The organism is Rhizobium sp. GCM10022189 (assembly GCF_042656325.1).
Classification (GTDB): domain Bacteria; phylum Pseudomonadota; class Alphaproteobacteria; order Rhizobiales; family Rhizobiaceae; genus Rhizobium.
Genome location: NZ_JBHSOR010000034.1, coordinates 1 through 872 on the forward strand (window position 1 = coordinate 1; position 872 = coordinate 872).

The 872-nt window shown below is 55.0% G+C and carries 2 tRNA genes and 1 rRNA gene; all 3 read left to right on the plus strand.

Annotation, left to right across the window (positions count from 1 at the left end):
* Window positions 1-101, plus strand: a 16S ribosomal RNA gene (locus ACFPWW_RS13200); the annotation flags it as partial.
* Between the two features lie 227 nt (window positions 102-328).
* Window positions 329-405 (plus strand) — tRNA-Ile (locus ACFPWW_RS13205).
* Window positions 406-490: 85 nt separating this feature from the next.
* Window positions 491-566, plus strand: a tRNA-Ala gene (locus tag ACFPWW_RS13210).
* The last annotated feature ends 306 nt before the right edge of the window (window positions 567-872 follow it).

An 872-nucleotide genomic window follows, 5' to 3' on the forward strand; every position in this document is an offset into this window, starting at 1 on the left:
CGCTAACCGCAAGGAGGCAGCTAACCACGGTAGGGTCAGCGACTGGGGTGAAGTCGTAACAAGGTAGCCGTAGGGGAACCTGCGGCTGGATCACCTCCTTTCTAAGGAAGCTGTGGAATTGGTAAGGCGCCGGGACATGATCCTGGATGAACCTTCCCGTGCTTTTTAGAACATAGATGGCACCAGTCAGGTGACCATCGAAACGCAATACGCCGCGTAGACTACGGTCACGACGGTATGGCGAGCTCTCGCCGTCCACGTTTCTCTTTCTTCAAGAAGACAAAGAACCGCGTCGATCCAGTTTAGACTGGACCGGTTTGACGAGAATGGGCCCGTAGCTCAGTTGGTTAGAGCACACGCTTGATAAGCGTGGGGTCGGAAGTTCAAGTCTTCCCGGGCCCACCATTTGCTTTTGTGAGTGGGGGGTTGGGAAAGAACGGCAGACGCGGAAAGTTGCCGAACCTGGAGTAATCCGGGCGATCGAGCTGATGGGGCTGTAGCTCAGCTGGGAGAGCACCTGCTTTGCAAGCAGGGGGTCAGCGGTTCGATCCCGCTCAGCTCCACCAAATCGATTGGTGTCGAGACTGGCGGCGATGATGTCTTCTGAAGAAAAACAAAGTTTGCACGACGCAGCAGCGTCTGTGCCTGTTCTGCCTATATCGTGAAGAGAAGATTGATCCGGATGAGCATCAGATGCTCATGCCTTAAGGATCGTTTGTTGTTCGGGGCTTGCCCCGTCTGACGGACGATCTGGTTGACGTTGCCTGACCGCGCGTCATCGGATTTATCTCGAGAAGCTGGTCTTAAGGTATGGCCCGGATGTCGCTCGGCGTGACATTTTTATGAGGGACCATACCGAACACGTCGATGGC